The 17,774-nt window shown below is 63.6% G+C and carries 15 protein-coding genes and 1 pseudogene; 10 read left to right on the forward strand and 6 right to left on the reverse strand.

All coding sequences use genetic code 11. The annotated features are described in order from the left end of the window. The first annotated feature begins 589 nt into the window (after nt 1–589). The 3 genes from NKJ32_RS21545 (at nt 590) to NKJ32_RS21555 (ending at nt 5,333) form a co-directional block, all read left to right on the forward strand. The gene (locus tag NKJ32_RS21545) at nt 590–1,696 is read left to right on the forward strand and encodes an efflux RND transporter periplasmic adaptor subunit (protein ID WP_051406143.1); all 1,107 of its coding nucleotides are present in this window, start codon (nt 590–592) and stop codon (nt 1,694–1,696) included. Beyond that, a complete protein-coding gene (locus NKJ32_RS21550) occupies nt 1,693–4,896 on the forward strand; it encodes an efflux RND transporter permease subunit (protein ID WP_352828885.1) in 3,204 nt (1,067 codons plus the stop codon). The genes NKJ32_RS21545 and NKJ32_RS21550 overlap by 4 nt, the downstream gene beginning before the upstream one ends. A gap of 155 nt (nt 4,897–5,051) precedes the next feature. Continuing rightward, nucleotides 5,052–5,333, forward strand: coding sequence for a hypothetical protein (locus tag NKJ32_RS21555; RefSeq protein ID WP_352828887.1), 282 nt, complete (start codon nt 5,052–5,054; stop codon nt 5,331–5,333). Here NKJ32_RS21555 and NKJ32_RS21560 read toward each other — a convergent pair. Then, nucleotides 5,307–5,948, reverse strand: a complete 642-nt coding sequence (locus NKJ32_RS21560; RefSeq protein WP_352828888.1) for a peroxiredoxin-like family protein — start codon at nt 5,946–5,948, stop codon at nt 5,307–5,309. The two genes, NKJ32_RS21555 and NKJ32_RS21560, sit on opposite strands and share 27 nt — an antisense overlap. A gap of 415 nt (nt 5,949–6,363) precedes the next feature. Between NKJ32_RS21560 and NKJ32_RS21565 the strand changes: the two genes are divergently transcribed. Continuing rightward, nucleotides 6,364–6,966, forward strand: coding sequence for a cupin (locus NKJ32_RS21565; protein WP_352828890.1), 603 nt, complete (start codon nt 6,364–6,366; stop codon nt 6,964–6,966). Between the two features lie 59 nt (nt 6,967–7,025). Here the strand turns inward: NKJ32_RS21565 and NKJ32_RS21570 are convergent, their stop codons facing one another. Further along, the gene (locus tag NKJ32_RS21570; protein WP_352691100.1) at nt 7,026–7,934 is read right to left on the reverse strand and encodes a hydrogen peroxide-inducible genes activator; all 909 of its coding nucleotides are present in this window, start codon (nt 7,932–7,934) and stop codon (nt 7,026–7,028) included. Nucleotides 7,935–8,081: 147 nt separating this feature from the next. On the opposite strand from NKJ32_RS21570, the gene katG reads away from it, so the two are divergent. Then, on the forward strand, nt 8,082–10,280 hold the full coding sequence (katG, locus tag NKJ32_RS21575) for a catalase/peroxidase HPI (RefSeq protein ID WP_352828891.1): 2,199 nt from the start codon (nt 8,082–8,084) through the stop codon (nt 10,278–10,280). A 77-nt stretch (nt 10,281–10,357) separates the two neighbouring features. On the opposite strand, the gene NKJ32_RS21580 is transcribed toward katG, so the two are convergent. After that, nucleotides 10,358–11,035: an MIP/aquaporin family protein gene (locus NKJ32_RS21580; protein WP_023677138.1), complete on the reverse strand. Its 678-nt coding sequence runs from the start codon at nt 11,033–11,035 to the stop codon at nt 10,358–10,360. 345 nt (nt 11,036–11,380) lie between these two features. Between NKJ32_RS21580 and NKJ32_RS21585 the strand changes: the two genes are divergently transcribed. From NKJ32_RS21585 to NKJ32_RS21595, 3 genes are all read left to right on the forward strand, one after another. Beyond that, a complete protein-coding gene (locus NKJ32_RS21585; protein WP_352828893.1) occupies nt 11,381–12,670 on the forward strand; it encodes an RsmB/NOP family class I SAM-dependent RNA methyltransferase in 1,290 nt (429 codons plus the stop codon). Between the two features lie 125 nt (nt 12,671–12,795). Beyond that, complete coding sequence (locus tag NKJ32_RS21590) at nt 12,796–13,254, forward strand: PaaI family thioesterase (RefSeq protein WP_023677140.1); 459 nt, start codon at nt 12,796–12,798, stop codon at nt 13,252–13,254. A 26-nt stretch (nt 13,255–13,280) separates the two neighbouring features. Further along, the gene (locus NKJ32_RS21595; protein WP_352828895.1) at nt 13,281–13,955 is read left to right on the forward strand and encodes a 5'-methylthioadenosine/S-adenosylhomocysteine nucleosidase; all 675 of its coding nucleotides are present in this window, start codon (nt 13,281–13,283) and stop codon (nt 13,953–13,955) included. Here the strand turns inward: NKJ32_RS21595 and NKJ32_RS21600 are convergent. Continuing rightward, nucleotides 13,927–14,253 carry a hypothetical protein gene (locus tag NKJ32_RS21600; RefSeq protein ID WP_352828897.1) on the reverse strand — a complete coding sequence of 109 codons (327 nt, stop codon included), beginning with the start codon at nt 14,251–14,253 and terminating at the stop codon, nt 13,927–13,929. The two genes, NKJ32_RS21595 and NKJ32_RS21600, sit on opposite strands and share 29 nt — an antisense overlap. Nucleotides 14,254–14,324: 71 nt before the next feature. Here NKJ32_RS21600 and NKJ32_RS21605 point away from each other — a divergent pair, with 71 nt between their 5' ends. After that, nucleotides 14,325–14,858: a MarR family winged helix-turn-helix transcriptional regulator gene (locus tag NKJ32_RS21605; protein WP_352828899.1), complete on the forward strand. Its 534-nt coding sequence runs from the start codon at nt 14,325–14,327 to the stop codon at nt 14,856–14,858. Between the two features lie 55 nt (nt 14,859–14,913). Beyond that, complete coding sequence (gene guaA / locus NKJ32_RS21610; protein WP_352457585.1) at nt 14,914–16,476, forward strand: glutamine-hydrolyzing GMP synthase; 1,563 nt, start codon at nt 14,914–14,916, stop codon at nt 16,474–16,476. A gap of 427 nt (nt 16,477–16,903) precedes the next feature. Here the strand turns inward: guaA and NKJ32_RS21615 are convergent. Beyond that, nucleotides 16,904–17,131, reverse strand: a pseudogene (locus NKJ32_RS21615) (hypothetical protein); the annotation flags it as partial. Beyond that, complete coding sequence (locus NKJ32_RS21620) at nt 17,127–17,774, reverse strand: TetR/AcrR family transcriptional regulator (RefSeq protein WP_352828901.1); 648 nt, start codon at nt 17,772–17,774, stop codon at nt 17,127–17,129. The gene NKJ32_RS21620 and the pseudogene NKJ32_RS21615, both read right to left, overlap by 5 nt.

A 17,774-nucleotide genomic window follows, 5' to 3' on the forward strand; every position in this document is an offset into this window, starting at 1 on the left:
CGATTAAAGCCTCACCGACGCTGCCAACAAAGCTCACGCCTCAAACCCCGCGCCCCTCCCGCGAGCGGGTTCGTTCCCTGGCGCAACTACGCCCTCAAGCGCGGTCGCCGGTGTTGTCCGCTGTAAGGCGGTGGCACAACTAACTTTAACGGCCGACCTTGGGGCGCGTTGCAGACCGGCAGCCTCGGGGCCGATAGCGGAATGGCGGCTTTAACGTTTGAAGAAGGATTGCGGACGTTCAGCCCGACGGGACCAAGGTCTGCTCCCGGGTCTAGCCGTCCCGTCTCAATGGCGTCCCGGACCGCCCGGTGGATCTGCGTTGCCAGTGGCGGGTGGCGGGGCAGCCACAGGGTGGACATTTCGGCCTACATGGAAAATGATCATGTTGCCATGCACAACACTGCAGTGCTCTGATCTCGACGAAAAGCCTGAGCGTAGAAGCGGATCAACCGACCTCCGGGTCCAGCGAGCGAGGACGCAAATGGACACCCCAGAGAATGGGCAATTGCATCGCGACGCGGGCGGGCGACCCTGTCGATCGGCCGGCTGGCTTCCCCGCGCCGCCGTGTCGGCGGCATTCCTGCTCGGCATGGCTTTCAGCAGCACTGCGTTTGCGCAGGACCAGCAGCTACCCGTGGTGACAGCGGCCAAGCCGGTGGTCCGTGAAATCGTCGAAGACGACGAGTTCGTCGGGCGCTTCGAAGCCGTCGACCAGGTCGCCATCCGTTCGCGCGTCAGCGGCTATCTGGACAAGGTCAGCTTCCAGGACGGCGCACTGGTCAACAAGGGCGACCTGCTCTTCACCATCGACGAGCGTCCGTACCAGGCGGCTTATGATGCCGCCAAGTCGCAAGTGGACGTCGCCAAGAGTCTGCTCGAATTCTCCAAGATGCAGCTGGATCGCGCCGACGAACTCGCCAAGACCGGCAATATCTCAACCGCGACGGTCGACGACCGCCGGCGGGAATACCTTTCGGCGCAGGCGCAGATGCAGGGCGCGACGGCTGCGCTGACGACGGCCAGCCTGAACATGGAATTCACCGAGATCAAGGCGCCCTTGTCCGGCCGCATCGACCGCCGGCTGGTGTCGGTCGGCAACCTCGTGCAGCCGGATTCCACCTTGCTGACGACCATCGTTACACGCGATCCGATCGACTTCTATTTCGACGTCGATGAGCGCCTGTATTTCAGCTATGCCCGCGACGCGAAGGAGCGCGGCGGCAGCATGCAGGAAGGCGCCGGCGGGCTCGAGGTGGTGGTTCGTGTCGCCGACCGCGCGGAGGCGGTATTCAAAGGCAAGCTCGATTTTGCCGAGAACCGGATCGACAACGCGACCGGCACCATGCGGGTGCGTGCAAGGTTTCCCAACGCCGATGGCATTCTCCAGCCAGGCATGTTCGGGCGCATCAACGTGCCGGGGTCGCTGCCGCATAGCGGCGTGCTGGTGCCCGACGAGGCGATCGGCGCCGATCAGGATCGCCGCATCGTGTTCCTGGTGGATGAGGCCGGGATGGTGTCGGCGAAGCCCGTGCGCACCGGCCCGCTTCTCGACGGCTACCGGGTCATCCGCCAGGGCCTGACCGGCGACGAGACAATCATCGTCAAAGGGCTGATGCACGCCAGGCCCGGCACCAAGGTGAAGGTCGAGATGGTGACGTTGCCGCCCAAGGCCGAGACCGCCGAGTTGCAGCAATGAGGTTCGCACATTTCTTCGTCGACCGTCCGATCTTCGCATCGGTCGTTTCGATCGTCCTGCTGATCCTCGGCGGGATTGCTTATACCCAGCTGCCGGTCGCGCAATATCCCGAGATCGCGCCGCCGACCATCGTCGTTCGCGCGCAGTATCCGGGCGCCGACGCCGAGACGGTCGCAGCGACGGTGGCAACGCCGATCGAGCAGGAGATCAACGGCGTCGAGGGCATGCTCTACATGTCGTCCTATTCGTCGGGCGACGGGGCGATGGCGCTGACCATCACCTTCAAGCTGGGCACCGATCTCGACCAGGCTCAGGTGCTGGTGCAGAACCGCGTGTCGGTCGCCGAGCCGCGCCTGCCCGAAGAAGTCCGCCGCCTCGGCATCACCACCACCAAGAGCTCGCCCGACCTGATGATGGTCGTGCACATGCTGTCGCCCGACAATACCTACGACCAGCTCTACGTCTCGAACTACGCCCGCTCGCGGGTGCGCGACATACTGCTCAGACTAGACGGCGTCGGCGACCTCATCATCTTCGGCGAACGCGAATACTCGCTGCGCATCTGGCTCGATCCGGAAAAACTGTCCGCCCTGGGGATGACCTCGGGCGATGTGGTGCAGGCGCTGCGCGACCAGAACGTCCAGGTGTCGGGCGGCTCGATCGGCGCGCCGCCGACCAGCACCGGCACGGCGTTCCAGTACACGGTCACCACGCAAGGCCGCTTCAACGACGCACGCGACTTCCGATACGTGATCGTCAAATCGACCGACGACGGCCGCCTGATCTCGCTGCAGGACGTGGCGCGCATCGAGCTCGGCGCCAAGGATTACGTCACCAACTCCTATCTCAACGGCAAACCGGCGGTGGCGCTCGCCATCTTCCAGCGGCCGGGCACCAATGCGCTCGCCGCAGCCGCGGAGATCCAGGACAAGATGAAGGAGCTTTCCCGCGACTTCCCGAAGGGGTTGAGCTACGACATCGTCTACAATCCGACCGAGTTCGTCGCCGAGTCGATCCAGGAGGTCTACAAGACGATTCTCGAGGCGATGCTGCTGGTCATCATCGTCATCATCGTCTTCCTGCAATCGTGGCGCATGGCGATCGTGCCGATCGTGGCGATCCCCGTGTCGCTGATCGGCACGCTGGCGGTGCTTTACGCCGCCGGCTTCTCGCTCAACATGCTGACGCTGTTCGGCCTAGTTCTGGCGATCGGCATCGTCGTCGACGATGCGATCGTCGTGGTCGAAAACGTCGAGCGCAATATCGCCAGAGGGCTGGCGCCCAATCCGGCGTCGCACCTGACCATGGACGAAGTCGGAACGGCCGTCATCGCGATCTCGCTGGTGCTGATAGCCGTGTTCGTACCGACAGCCTTCATCCCCGGCATTTCTGGGCAGTTCTATCTGCAGTTTGCGATCACCATCGCGGTGTCGACGGCGATCTCGGCATTCAATTCGCTGACGCTTTCGCCGGCGCTGGCCGCACTGCTGTTCAAGCCGCATCACGCCGCGGCGGCGCCGCCGCGCTTTTTCCTGGCGCGGTTCGGACGGGCGCTCGCCGACGGCTTCAATCGCGGCTTCGACAGGGTCGCCCATTGGTATTCGAGCATCATCCGCGTGCTGGTCGGCTCGTGGATAACGATCGCCGCCATGCTGGCCGTTTTCGCGGCCCTCATCTACGCCACGGTCTACATGGTGCAGTCGGTGCCGCGCGGTTTCATTCCGTCGCTTGACCAGGGCTATGCGATCGTCGTCATCCAGTTGCCGGACGGCGCTTCGCTGTCGAGGACCGATGCGGTCATCCAGCAGGCGTCGCAGATCATCCAGAAAACGCCAGGCGTCGACTACGCAGTCGCCTTCGCCGGCTTCTCCGGCGCGACCTTCACCAACGCCAGCAACGCGGGCGTGATCTTCGCCAGATTCAAGCCGTTTGACGAGCGACTGAAAGCCGGCCAGTCGGCGACCCAGGTCATCGGCAATCTGTTCGGCAGCCTGCAAAGCATCAAGGAAGCCTTCATTATCGCACTGCCGCCGCCGCCGATCCGCGGCGTCGGCAATGCCGGCGGCTTCAAGCTGCAGATCCAGGAGCGCAACAGCGCCGACATGCGGCAGATCCTGGCGCTTGCCAACGAAATCGCTGGCAAGGCCAACAAGACGCCGGGGCTGACGGGCGTGTTCACCACGTTCTCCGCGTCGAGCCCGCAATTCTTCCTGGCGATCGATCGCGACAAGGCGCGCATCCTGAACGTGCCGATCCCCAACATCTTCGAGGCGCTGTCGATCAATTTGGGCACCGCCTACGTCAACGACTTCAACGCTTTCGGGCGCGTCTACCAGGTGCGGGCGCAGGCCGACCAGGCGTTCCGTCTCGATCGCGCCGACATCTTGAAACTGAAGGTGCGCTCGGCGACCGGCGCGCTGGTTCCGCTCGGCACGTTGGTCGAGATCCGCGACGTCACCGGCCCGGCGCTGGTCCAGCGCTACAACATGTACGTTTCGGTGCCGTTGCAGGGCAACGCCGCGCCCGGCGTTTCCACGGGCGACGCGCTGGCATTGATGGAAGGGATCACGGCAAAGACGCTGCCGGCCGGTACCTCCTATGAATGGACCGAGCTCGCCTATCAGGAGCGCAACACCGGCAATGCCGCTGTCTATATCTTCGGACTGTCGGTGTTGTTCGTGTTCCTGGCGCTGGCGGCGCAATATGAAAGCTGGGTGCTGCCGTTCGCCATTGTGCTGGTGGTGCCGCTCGGCGTGCTCGCGGCGTTGCTCGGCGTGTCGTTCCGAGGGCTGGACAACAACATCCTCGTGCAGATCGGCCTCATCGTGCTAATCGGGCTTGCCGCCAAGAACGCGATCCTGATCGTCGAATTCGCGCGGCAGGCGCAGGAACGCGGGCTGTCGGCCGCCGAGGCTGCCGTCGAAGCCTGCCGGCTCAGGCTGCGGCCGATCCTGATGACCGCTTTCTCGTTCATCCTCGGCGTCGTGCCGCTGATGATCGCAACGGGCCCGGGCGCAGAAATGCGCCAGTCGCTCGGCACCGCGGTATTCTCCGGCATGCTCGGCGTCACCTTCGTCGGCCTGTTCCTGACGCCGGTGTTCTACGTCACGCTCAGGTCGCTGTTTTCACGGCGCAAGCCCCGTGCCGAGGCCGAGCCTTCGGGGTCGGCAGAGGCGCCATCGGAGACGGCCGCCGAGTAGGGTTACGAATTCGCCGCGTCGGGCGCGGCTTATCACTCCAGAAAATCGGCGCGGCGCGGCAACGGCCACGATCTGCGCGACCTCGGCGTCGAGGTGCGGCGGAGACCCTGCTCGGTCTGATCCAGCCTAACAGCCGCATCCAGCTCAGCGAGACGATGCCGGGCGGCGAGGCCAATGCGATCTTCTATCTGGTCGACCGGGCGGGGCTTGAGGGCGCAACCGCGACCTCCGGAGTCCTCGCTTGCGATGTCTGCTTTCAGGACGCGGAGAAGCTGATCTCTACGGCCGAGATCGGGCGCGAAGCGGTCATCCACGATCTTCAGGTTTTGACCCAGGACGGCCTTTCCCCGGTAGTGAGCGGGAAGGGCGCGGTCGTCGAGCGAGTGTCAGCCGCCTATTTCCGCAGCCCATTAATGTGCAACTTGGGAAGCTGCTGACATCAATTCCTCCGGATTCGGCGCCTTGACGGTATTGAGGCCAGCCTCCAGAACTTCAGTGAAGCTCCAGCGTACAATACCGCCTCGGTCGATGAGAAACTGACCAACCAGCAGCTCCTTAGCGGAAGCCATCATCTGCTGATCGGCTTCCGTAATCTCATACCCCTCCTTCTTGTTGAGCAACTCGTTTATTGCGATGGGGTCCATAGGCTCGGGCAACTCACCCGGGAGATCGATACGGATCCCCATGACCTTGTCCATCCCGATCTCGCGCAAGCCGAAGGCACGGTGCGAGGCCCGCTCCGGGTCGGACGCGGCGAGAAGATCGGGTGTCGGATGGTAACGGAAATAGAGCCGTGCGCGCTCTACCGGCGTATTGACGACCGCCAGGCATTCGACGCCTTTCTCAGCCAGAGCCGGCTTGAGTTGCGCCATTGCCGCGACATTGCGCCGGCAGAACGCACAGTGCAGGCCTCGAAACAAGCCGATCAACAATGGGCTACGACCTCGAAAATCAGTGAGCGCGATTTTGCCTTCGCGGGAGATCGCATCGAGAATAATATTCGGCGCGCGGTCGCCCGGCTGCAGCGGGCGTTCGACATTACTCGTGGACATGGACAACCTCCTCGCCCCGGATAAGCACACTCAGCCATCCGGAGTTGAGTCCGTGCTGGGGGACGCCAGGGCAAAAATTGCTTTCGACCTTTGCCATATTGCCGAGGTCGAGATTACGCGCGTTGCAGGTGCATAATAACACGAAAAAAGCCTCTGCGGGTCGCCCGTTTCGCGAGCTGTCGCGAGCGCTGTGGTAAAACAGTGTATCGTCTCATCCGTGCCATGGGACGACACAGCGGCGGGACCGATTGGATCTTCACATGCTTGCGGTGTTCAAGTCTTGAAACTTGGGCGGCTTCGATGTGCCCGGACGTCAAATGCCGACCGCACAGATCGCAGATCTCTGCCCTCAGCGGAACCGAGCGCCGTGCAGCCGGTTAATCGGCATGAAGCCACCACCAATCCAAGCAGCATCATGAGCATTCTGCAAACCACGAAGAAAGCCGTCGAGCAGGTCACCGGTGCCGCCAGACCGGGCCGGCGAGAGGTCGTCGATCTTCTCCGGCCGCGCAAAGCGAATGAATTTCGGTTCTGGGATGATGGCCTTGTGCCCAACCATCCGTTCTGGCCGCTTGTCGTCTATCGCGGCGCCGTGAAGCTGCCCGAGGAATTCGATCCTGCGGCTGTCATGGAGGCGCTTTTCGAGGCAAATGGCTGGGGCGATAGCTGGCGCAACGGCATCTACGACTACGTCCACTACCATTCGCGGATACACGAGGTGCTCGGCGTCGCGCGCGGGACGGCGAAAGTCCGCTTTGGCGGCAACAAGGGACGAACGCTCCCCCTGAAGGCCGGCGACGTCGCGGTGCTTCCGGCCGGCACCGGGCACCAGCGTCTTTCCGCGTCCGACGATTTTCTGGTTGTCGGCGCCTATCCTCCATCCGGCACCTATGACCTGTGTACGACCGCCGCCGACCATGCCAAGGCAGTCGTCACGATCCCCAGGGTTGGCCGTCCGCGCAAGGACCCTGTCTATGGAAGCAACGGCCCGTTGCTCGCAGCCTGGGAAAAGGATTGAAGCCGTTCCTTTCTTGCGAGTTGGCTTCGGGGCTAAAACCGGATCCTTGACCCGCCGCTCTACGCTGCCAGCACCGCCGCATCCAGCCCGCGGATGATCTTGGCCAGTTCGACGCATTCGTCGTGGCGCACCTTGTTGCGCCGCCAGGCGAGGCAGATCGTGCGCTGCGGCATCGGTTCCTGGAACGGCACGATCTTCAAATCGGGGATAGTGCTGGCTGGCCCGGCCGCCATCTCGGGGATGAGCGTGACGCCGAGCCCATGCGCCACCATCTGTAAGAGCGTCGTCAGGCTGGTCGCGCCGTAGCTTGCCATCGCCACCGGCCGCACGCTGCCGCAGACGGCGAGCGCCTGTTCGCGCAGGCAATGGCCTTCCTCCAGCAGCATCAGCCGCTCCAGCGCCGGGCTTTCCGGCGGCACCGGCGGCGAGGCGAAGGCGGGGTCGCCGGCCGGCACGGCAAGGAAGAACCGGTCGGAGAAAAGTTCCTCGGTGACCAGGCCGGGGTAATCGAGGGGCAGTGCCGCGACGAAGGCGTCGAGCTTCCCCGAACTGGTGTCCTCGACCAGCGACGCGGTCACCGCCTCGCGCAGTTCCAGCTGCAAGGCCGGGAAATGCCGTTTCAGCTCCGGCAGCACATGCGGCAGCAGATAGGGCGCCACCGTCGGGATGATGCCGAGCCGGAAGCGGCCTTCCAGCGCCGGGCGGCCGCGCCGGGCCGTCGCCTCGACGTCGCGGACGTCGGCAAGAATGCGCTCGATGCGCGGCAGCAGGACCTGCGCTTCGTCGGTCATGCGCACCGATTTGCCGCCGCGCTCGAACAGACGGCAATTGAGCCGCAGCTCCATCTCGGCGATCTGCGCGGACAGCGCCGGCTGGCTGACGCCGGCGAGTTTTGCGGCACGGCCGAAATGCAGCGTCTGCGCCAGCGCCTCGAAATAATGCATCTGCCGGACGGTCAAACCGATCATAAGGAAAACCTATCAGAATAAACAGCAAAGGCAATTTGTCTTTATCGGCTGGGCGGGCTAGTCTGGAACCATTCCAGAATGGCGCGGCCGCTGGCCCTGCCCGGAAAATCAACAAAATCCCGGAAAATCAACAAATCGGAGGCAAAGATGGACGCGAAAACCGACGACAACAGCGCCGGCAAATGCCCGGTCCCACATGGATCGGCCAGGAGGAGCAACCGTGACTGGTGGCCGAACCAGCTCGACCTTGCCGTCCTCCATCAGCAGTCCAGCCTCTCGGACCCGATGGACGAGGACTTCGACTACGCCAAGGAATTCAAGAGCCTCGATCTCGATGCGGTGATCAGGGATCTGCACCAGGTGATGACCGATTCGCAGGATTGGTGGCCGGCCGATTTCGGCCATTACGGCCCGCTCTTCATCCGCATGGCCTGGCACAGCGCCGGTACCTATCGCATCGGCGACGGCCGTGGCGGCGCCGGCGCCGGCCAGCAGCGTTTCGCGCCGCTCAACAGCTGGCCGGACAACGCCAATCTCGACAAGGCGCGCCGGCTGCTGTGGCCGGTCAAGCAGAAATACGGCAGGAAGATCTCCTGGGCCGACCTGTTGATCCTCACCGGCAACGTCGCGCTGGAATCGATGGGCTTCAAGACCTTCGGCTTCGCCGGCGGCCGCGCCGATGTCTGGGAGCCGGAGCAGGACGTCGACTGGGGATCGGAAACCAAGTGGCTCGCCGACGAGCGCTATTCCGGCGACCGTGAACTTCACGGCCATCTCGGCGCCGTGCAGATGGGGCTGATCTACGTCAACCCGGAAGGGCCGAACGGCACGCCCGATCCATTGGCCGCGGCGCGCGACATTCGCGAGACCTTCGCTCGCATGGCCATGAACGACGAGGAAACCGTGGCGCTCATCGCCGGCGGTCACACCTTCGGCAAGACCCACGGCGCCGGTGATGCATCGCTGGTCGGGGCGGAGCCGGAAGGCGCCGGCATCGAGGCACAGGGCCTCGGCTGGTCGAGCAAGCATGCCACCGGCATTGCCGGCGACGCCATCACCTCGGGCCTCGAGGTGACCTGGACCACGACGCCGACCAAATGGAGCAACAACTTCTTCGACAATCTGTTCAACTACGAATGGGAGCTGACCAAGAGCCCGGCCGGCGCCCATCAGTGGACGCCGAAGGGCGGCGCCGGTGCAGGCACCGTGCCGGACGCGCACGATCCCTCGAAGCGCCGCGCGCCGGCGATGCTGACCACCGACCTCGTGCTGCGCGTCGACCCGGCCTACGAGAAGATCTCGCGACGGTTCCATCAGAATCCTGATCAGTTCGCCGATGCCTTCGCCCGCGCCTGGTTCAAGCTGACCCATCGCGACATGGGTCCGGCCGTCCGCTATCTCGGCCCGCTCGTGCCGAAGGAAGAGCTGATCTGGCAGGACCCGATACCGGCAATCGACCACGAGCTGGTCGCAGAACAGGACATCGCCTCGCTGAAGGCGAAGATCCTGGCCTCCGGCCTGTCCGTTTCCGAACTGGTCTCGACCGCCTGGGCCTCGGCCTCGACTTTCCGCGGCTCCGACAAGCGCGGCGGCGCCAACGGCGCCCGCATCCGCCTGGCGCCGCAGAAGGATTGGGAGGTCAACCAGCCGGCGCAGCTGGCCAAGGTGCTCGAGACACTCGAAGGCATCCAGAAGGGCTTCAATAACTCGCAGTCCGGCGGCAAGAAGATCTCGCTTGCCGACCTGATCGTTCTCGGCGGCGTCGCCGCGGTCGAGAAGGCGGCCAAGGACGGCGGCCATGACGTGCAGGTTCCTTTCACGCCGGGCCGCATGGACGCTTCGCAGGAACAGACCGACGTCCAGTCCTTCGCCGCGCTCGAGCCGAAAGTCGATGGCTTCCGCAATTATGTCAGGGGCAAGCCGCCGATGTCGGTCGAAGCGATGCTGGTCGACCGGGCGCAGCTGCTGACCTTGACGGCGCCGGAGATGACGGTGCTCGTCGGCGGGTTGCGGGTGCTCGGCGCCAACACCGGCCAGTCGAAGCACGGCGTGTTCACCGACAGGCCCGGCACGTTGACCAACGATTTCTTCGTCAACCTGCTCAGCATGAACACGGTCTGGGATCCGGCCGCCGGCTCCGATGAAGTCTACGAGGCGCGCGACCGCGAGACCAGGGCAGTCAAGTGGACCGGCACCCGCGCCGACCTGATCTTCGGCTCGCACGCGCAATTGCGTGCGCTTGCCGAGGTCTACGGATCGGTCGACGCCGGGCAGAAGTTCGTCAGGGATTTCGCCGCCGCCTGGACCAAGGTGATGAACGCCGACCGTTTTGACCTCGCGGCCTGATCCGGGCGCACGACTTCTCGATGCAACGAAAAAGGCGCGGGCCTTGACCCGCGCCTTTTCCATGAAGCCTTCGAAAGTCAGTCTTTCTCGAAGATACCGGCCTTGGCGACCACGCCGGCAATGGCGCCGCCGATCAGCGGCGCGACGATGAACAGCCACAGCTGGCCGATCGCCGCAGTTCCCGAAAACAGCGCCGGTCCGATCGAACGGGCCGGGTTGAGCGACGTGCCGGTCACCGGAATGATGGCGAAGTGCAGTCCGGCCAGCGTCAGGCCGATGACCAGGCCGGCGAAGGCCGTGGTGTGCTTGGCGTTAGTGACGCCGAGGATCACCGTGACGAAGGTGAAGGTGCCGATCAGCTCCCACAGGAAGGCCGAGCTGACGCCCCATTTCGTCACATCCCAGCCATTGGCGCCGAAGCCGCCGGTGTGGCCGCCGACCTGTCCGGAGACGATGATCCACAGCGCCAGCGACGCGATGATGGCGCCGATGACCTGCGCGATCCAATAGGGAATGACGTCCCTGGCCGGCATCCGCCCGGCGAGGAACACACCGAGCGTCACCGCCGGATTGAGATGCGCGCCGGAAATCGGGCCGATCGCATAGGCCGCCGCGATCAGGCCGATGCCGAACGCCAGACCGATGCCTTCCTGGCCAAGCGGCAGCGCGCCGCCGAAGCCGCCCGTCACCACCGAAGCCGTGCCGATGAACACCAATAGAAACGTGCCTAGAACTTCCGCCAGATAAGTTTTCATTGCCCTCTCCTCGTATCGACCCGCGGCTCCGCTTTTTCTGCGAAGCGAATCACCGCGCAAAGAGTATTCGCAACCGGAAAACTTGCAAAGCAGAGCAGTTTCGCAAGCCGCTATGCTTGTGAGCGCCGGACACGCACATTAGAAGCATGCAATATATTGATCGAATTGTTTCGTTCCGCATGCCGGCGCCCGCCTGGTGGCCGCGGCTCGCGATGCACCAACCCACATTCGTCACCCCTCGGCATGGATCGTCTCGCCGTCGGCGAAACAGAACTGTTTCAATCAGGGCACGAAAAGCTCTAAGAGCAGGGCCGGAATTAATTTGCTGAGTAATGGAAAACGACAATGAGACTGGGCGGGCGGCTGGCGGCAGCCATCGAAGTGCTTGACGACATTGGCCGGCGCCACCGTCCGGTGGCCGATGCGCTGAAGGACTGGGGCCTGTCGCACCGCTTCGCCGGTGGCGGCGACCGCGCCGCGATCGGCAACATCGTCTATGACGCGCTGCGCCGCAAGCGCTCGGCCGGCTGGCTGTTGGGCGAAGACACGCCGCGCGCCATCGGCTTCGGCGCGCTGCTGCTCGAATGGGGCCAGACGGCGCAGTCGCTGAACGAGGCGCTCGAGGGCGACAAGTTCGCGCCGCCGCTGCTTACCGCCGACGAACTGACAACGCTTGCGGCTCGCCGGCTCGCCGATGCGCCGCCGGCCGTCAGGGCAGACATCCCCGACTGGTGCATGCCGCTGTTCGAGCGCGCGTTCGGCACGGCATGGGTGGAAGAGGGTGCCGCGCTGGCGACACGCCCGCCGCTCGACCTCAGGGTCAATACGCTGAAGGCCGATCGCGGCAAGGTGCTGGCGGAACTGGCGGAGACCGGCGCCAAGCCTGCCCGGATCGCGCCGCACGGCATCCGCATCCCGCCGATCGAAGGCGACGGCAGGCACCCGAACGTGCAGGCCGAGCCGGCCTTCCAGAAAGGCTGGTTCGAGGTTCAGGACGAGGGTTCCCAGATTGCGGCCGAACTGGCCGGCGCCGAGCCTGGAATGCAGGTGCTCGACTTTTGCGCCGGCGCCGGCGGCAAGACGCTGGCGCTGTCCGCGGCGATGGACAATCGCGGCCAGATCTTCGCCCACGATGCGGAGAAGGCAAGGCTGGCGCCGATCTTCGACCGCATCCGCCGCTCGGAAAACCGCAATGTGCAGATCGTCACCAAGCCGGCCGAACTCGCGCCGCTCGGCAAGCATATGGACATCGTCCTGATCGATGCGCCCTGCACCGGCAGCGGCACCTGGCGGCGCCGGCCGGATGCCAAATGGCGGCTGACGCAAAGACAGCTCGACGCCCGCAAGGGCGAGCAGGAGACGATACTCGATGCCGCCAGGGACTTCGTCAAACCCGGCGGCCTGCTGGTCTACATCACCTGTTCGGTGTTCGACGAGGAAAATGGCGACCAGGTTTCGGCCTTCCGGGATCGCCATCCCGGTTTTGTCCCGCTCGATCACCGCCAGCTTTGGGACAGCCGTTTTGCGGGCCACGAAGCGACAGTGCGTATCGGTGCGGCAGGCGGCATTTCGCTGTCGCCGCTGCTGAGCGGCACCGACGGCTTTTACTTCTGCGCGCTGCGGCGGGCCGGCTGAATCGTTGCCATCGATACAGGGCTAAGCCGAATGCTGCAGTGCAGCATTTGCGATTGCCTGCCGCCCACCCCTCTGCGATAAATGCCTTTGCAATAAGATTTGCCGAGAAACGAAGGGCGACGGCCATGGCAGCAAAGATCGTTCCTGCTCCCGATTATGAGGACCGCGTCAGGACGTCCTTCGCGCGCCAGAACGCGATGATGACGATTGGCGCCGAGCTGACGCTGGTGACGCCCGGCATCATCGAGATCGAAATGCCCTATTCGGCGGCTCTGACGCAGCAGCATGGCTTTCTCCATGCCGGCGTCATTTCGACGGCTCTCGACTCGGCCTGCGGCTATGCGGCATTCTCGCTGATGCCGGAAAATTCCGGCGTGCTGACCATCGAGTTCAAGGTCAATCTGCTGGCGCCGGGCAGGGGCGAGCGCTTCCTGTTCCGCGGCTCGGTGACCAAGCCTGGCCGCACCATCATCGTCGCCGACGGACAAGCCTATGCGTTCGCCGTCGACGGCGAGGCCAAGCTGATCGCCACGATGACCGGAACGATGATGACGGTGCTCGGCCGCGACGGTATCGAGGGCTGAGGAGCGGGTAGGGAGGATGGACGATCATGGCCGGCAAGACACCTGGTGAGCTCACCCCGATCTCCGGCAAGTCCGTTCTCTTCGTCATGGCGGCCGAGGCCGAATACGGTCCACACCTGCAGCGGCTGTTCACGCCACTGATGACCGGCGTCGGACCAGTCGAGGCCGGTATCGGGCTCGGCGCCGAACTGTCCCGGCTGCATGCCGGGAAGGCGCTGCCGGATCTCGTCGTGTCGCTCGGGTCGGCGGGCAGCCGGACGCTGGAGCAGACGGAAATCTACCAGGCCGTTTCGGTTGGCTACCGCGACATGGACGCCTCGCCCCTTGGGTTCGAGAAGGGCGCCACGCCGTTCCTCGACCTGCCTGTCAGCGTGCCGCTGCCGTTCAGGATACCAGGCATCAGGCCGGCGGCGCTGTCGACCGGGGCGGCAATCGTCTCCGGCGCCGCCTACGACACGATCGCCGCCGACATGGTCGACATGGAAACCTTCGCCTGCCTGCGCGCCTGCCAGCTGTTCGACGTTCCGCTTATCGGCCTGCGCGGCATTTCCGACGGGGCAGCCGATCTGAGGCATGTCGGCGACTGGATCGAATATCTGCACGTCATCGACGAGAAGCTGGCCGCGGCGGTTCAGCTGCTGGAACAGGCGATCGCCTCGGGCGCGATCGACTTCAAGCTTGTTGGGGCGGCAGGTTCTTAGCGTTGCCGAACAGCACGCCGATCATCCTGAAGCGAACGGCGTTGTCGCGATTGATGTAAGTGACTGACCCGGGCTCGTGATCGAGGGTCCAGCGTCCGGTCGCGCCGGTGTCCCAGTCGGCGATATAACCGTCATCGAGCATCCGCCAGCGCCCGCTTCGCGCCTCGCCATCGTCGAGCAGCATGTGCGCGGCACCCTCGCTTTCAAAATAGACGTAAGCCTCCTTGCCGTTTCGTTCCAACACATGGGTCATGCCCGGAATGAGCATTGCAAGGGTTTCCTTCTGAAGTGCTGCCATGATTTCCTCCTGAATTGAAGTCGCCGATTGCCTTGACCGGCATCGCCACTTAGAGTGAACTAGTAGTCAAGATGCTTGACTATGTATCGGGCGAGAAGAATTTGGTCAAGGGCCTTGACGAAAAACCTGAAGCGCTGCCGGATCACATAGGTTGGCGGCTGTGGCAGGCGAGCCGCGCTTGGCAGACCGAGTTCGCCGCTGCGATGCGCGCTGCCGGCCATCACTGGTTCACCGAAGCGCGTGCCGGCCTGCTTGGACACATACCGCGCGGCGGCATGCGCCAGTCGGCGCTGATCGAGCGCTCCGCGATCTCAAAGCAGGCGATTCAGCAATTGCTCGATGGCCTGGAGACGGAAGGTGTGTTGCAGCGTCTGCCCGATCCGCAAGACGGTCGCGGCAAGCTTGTGCGCTACACCCGCAAGGGCCTGGACGCCCTGCGCGATGGCGGCCGCATCAAGCTGCAGATCGAACGGAGCTATGTTGCCCGCCTTGGTCACGAGCGTTTCGCGGCGCTGATGGACGCCTTGCGGTCACTCGATACAACGCAAACTGATGCATTGGACAAAGCCTCTGGCGTTCAGGACGACACACCGGAATCGAAGTGAAAGCGCGACCTCACAACCCATTGCGCCGACTCGTTTCTTTCTCTAAACGCTCGCCATGAAAACAGCCAATCATCCCGACACCGTCCTGATTGTCGATTTCGGCAGCCAGTTCACTCAGCTGATCGCCCGCCGCATCCGCGAGGCCGGCGTGTTTTCCGAGATCGTGCCCTTCCAGTCGGCCGAGGCGGCGTTCAAGCGCATCAATCCGAAGGCGGTGATCCTGTCCGGCGGCCCGGCCTCGACCGGCGACATCGGCAGCCCGCGCGCGCCGCAGATCGTCTTCGATGCCGGCGTGCCGGTGCTCGGCATCTGCTATGGCCAGATGGCGATGTGCGTGCAGATGGGCGGCGTCGCCGAAAGCTCCGATCATCGCGAATTCGGCCGCGCCTTCGTCGAGATCGCCAAGGACAGCCCGTTGTTCGAGGGCCTGTGGGCGCCCGGCCAGCGCCACCAGGTGTGGATGAGCCATGGAGATCGGGTCATCTCCCTGCCCAAGGGGTTCGAGGTGCTCGGAAAATCGGAGGGCTCGCCCTTCGCCATCTTCGGCAATGTCGAGCGCAAAATGTACGGCCTCATGTTCCACCCCGAAGTGGTGCATACGCCGGACGGCGCCAGGCTGCTCCGCAACTTCGTCCACAACATCGCCGGCATCGAAGGCGACTGGACGATGCGCGCCTACCGCGAGCACGCGGTCGAGACGATCCGCAAACAGGTCGGCAAGGGCAAGGTGATCTGCGCGCTGTCGGGCGGCGTCGATTCCTCGGTCGCGGCCTTGCTGATCCATGAGGCGGTCGGCGACCAGCTCACCTGCATCCTTGTCGACCACGGTCTGATGCGCAAGGACGAGGCATCAGGCGTGGTGGAGATGTTTCGCCAGCATTACAATCTGCCGCTGATCCTGGTCGACGCTTCGGACCGTTTCATCGGCGCGCTCGAGGGCGAGTCGGACCCCGAGAAGAAGCGCAAGACCATCGGGCGGCTGTTCATCGAAGTGTTCGAGGAGGAGGCCGAGAAGCTCGGCGGCGCCGATTTCCTGGCACAAGGCACCCTCTATCCCGACGTCATCGAAAGCGTCTCTTTCAGCGGCGGCCCGTCGGTGACCATCAAGTCGCATCACAATGTCGGCGGCTTGCCCGAACGCATGAACATGCAGCTGGTCGAGCCGCTGCGCGAATTGTTCAAGGACGAGGTGAGGGCGCTCGGCAAGGAGCTCGGCCTGCCCGACAGCTTCATTGGCCGGCATCCGTTCCCCGGTCCCGGTCTCGCCATCCGCTGTCCGGGCGGCATCACCCGCGAAAAGCTGGAGATCCTGCGCGAGGCCGACGCCATCTATCTCGACGAGATCCGCAAGGCCGGCCTCTACGACGCCATCTGGCAGGCCTTCGCCGTGCTGCTGCCGGTGCAGACCGTCGGCGTGATGGGCGACGGCCGCACCTACGAGTTCGTCTGCGCGCTGCGCGCCGTCACCTCGGTCGACGGCATGACGGCCGACTTCTACCATTACGACATGGCATTCCTGGGAGCAGCCGCCACCCGCATCATCAACGAGGTACGCGGCATCAACCGCGTCGTCTACGACGTGACGAGCAAACCCCCGGGTACAATCGAGTGGGAGTGAGGGAAACGGCGATGATAGGCGGCTCTAACGTAGAATTTCGCAGAAAATACAATGATTTGCGGGCAGGGCAGACTGCTAGCCAGGGCACATTATCAATGGAATTGACAAACCTATCAAGTCATTGAAATCGTTAAGTTTATCGGAGCGCCTGGCCCGGCTCGCAGCTTGTAGCAGATCACTCTGACGGTACTTTTGACGGTGCTTTTGTATCCGACAGAGCATTCTAAAAAGTACCGTCATTCCTTTTTAGGGTTTGACGGTACTTTTCTGTGTGTCAACGCTTTGAAATATATAACGAAAATTACCCGTAGCATGACATTTCCGCGCTGACGGTACTTTAGTTATCGACATACATAGTTTCAGCTTTGGCTGCGGTACCGATCGATGTTCCGGACCCGATCGCATATCGTCGGATGGCACCGTCGCATCACCTATCAAATGTTGTCCCGACTGCTGCCGGATCTGCGATGGAGAGAAGCGTCGACCGCATCCAGGCGGGAGCTTGGACCGCGGTAGATGCGAGCGTCTTTTTATCGTTGGGAGAAAGATGAGGTGCCGCGATCTGTGCAAGCTCGGCCGCGCGCGCCGGCCCAATATGACGAAGCGCCTGGACGACGGTCCCGGCCAAGCTGCCCGGAGCAATCAAATGCTTATCCGCCCGCGTGGTCGTTGCCACCGTGCGCGGCGATGAACATGGCGACGGCCGACCGGCAATAGGATTCGATTTCGTTGTCGTCCTCTGCTCTCGCCTCATCGAAGCGTGCGATAATCAGGAGATCGGATCCTTTGAAAAGCGCGGCAAACAAGCGGGCGGACCGGAGAGGATCGGGCACGTTCAGAACCGCCTTCGCGTGCAACTGACGCAACAGGGCCTCGATTTGGGCGATGACATGGGCGGGGCCGGCTTCGTAATGGAGCTTGCTTAACGACTTTTGATTCGTCTTGTCGGCCATGATCATGGCTTCGACACTGCGGACGTCCGAGCTCAACAGCGTGCGAAGCAGGGATGATCCCACCGCCATGAGCTGATCTTCGGCCGAACCGTCGACGCCTTCAAAAAGGGCCTGTGGTGCAAACTGATGGCAGCGGGTCGCGATGGCCGCGCTGAACAGCGCCTCCTTGTTCTCGAAGTGCCGATAGATGCTGAGCTTGGATATCTTCGCCCGCTGGGCGACCTTGTCCAATGTCGTCGCTTGAAAACCCAATTCCACAAAGAGTTCGCACGCGGCGTCGACTATCGTTTGGCCAAGCGCCTCGTTGGCGGGCCGGCCGCGCCGGCCCTGGCTGTTTACGGTCAC

This window comes from Mesorhizobium sp. M0159, from assembly GCF_040322295.1.
Taxonomy (GTDB): domain Bacteria; phylum Pseudomonadota; class Alphaproteobacteria; order Rhizobiales; family Rhizobiaceae; genus Mesorhizobium.